The 745-nt window shown below is 52.2% G+C and carries 1 protein-coding gene; it reads left to right on the forward strand.

Annotated features, from left to right (window positions below; genetic code table 11):
- Window positions 1–193 precede the first annotated feature (193 nt).
- Entirely contained in the window at window positions 194–667 is a 474-nt protein-coding gene (locus F1735_RS36060; RefSeq protein ID WP_222853185.1) for a hypothetical protein, read from the forward strand.
- The last annotated feature ends 78 nt before the right edge of the window (window positions 668–745 follow it).

Here is a 745-nt window from a genome sequence, read left to right on the forward strand (position 1 = left end):
CTTCATCCATCTGGCGCAGGTCGAAATCAGTGAGAGGCGTGGGCTTTTTTAACAAGATTGCACATCATACATTGAACTGAGTTTCCAGGCAGAAAAATTGTCTGCGGGGAGGTGATTGGTTACGTTGCTTGAGGCACATTTACGCGGATTGACAGTTGCTGGCGCAACGGGATGGGACCTCTCCGTCGCAGCCTTGGAACGTTGGCAAAAACCGGGAGAGATATTCACCTGCACATGGCTCGCAGTTCGATCTGAGAACACTGTTATGCAGGATGACGTGCTCAAATTGATGTGTCGACGTCCGGATGAGCTGATCCGTGGGGTCATTTCTGCGCTCGCCGCCTGTCCCTCGGACTACTTCATAAAGATTGCTAAGCGTTGGTCGGCAATCAACGCCGCTCCTGCTGCCCAGGTAGGTGTCTTGCGCGCTGCGTCGCTTCGTGGCAGGACTGCCTTTACACATCTGGATAATCCGTTGCAGGTTTATTTGCAATCGCAAACCGCGCATATCAGAGCAGCGGCCTGCCGCGCTTGCACTGTCGTAGTTCAACCGGGAAGTGTTATTCCCCTGCTTCGCGAGACCTTGAGCGACTTTGATCTGCAAGTGCGTGCCGAGGCATCCCCCCTGTGTCAAACTGTTGTGAGACAACTTCATAACTCTAATTAAGGAAGTTGGTACCCACATGGAATCGAATATGACACCAGCAGCAGGACGCATCCAAGACGATATCGATGGTTTTTCTGA

The sequence above is a fragment of the Massilia genomosp. 1 genome (assembly GCF_011682185.1).
Taxonomy (GTDB): Bacteria; Pseudomonadota; Gammaproteobacteria; order Burkholderiales; family Burkholderiaceae_D; genus Telluria_A; species Telluria_A rubra.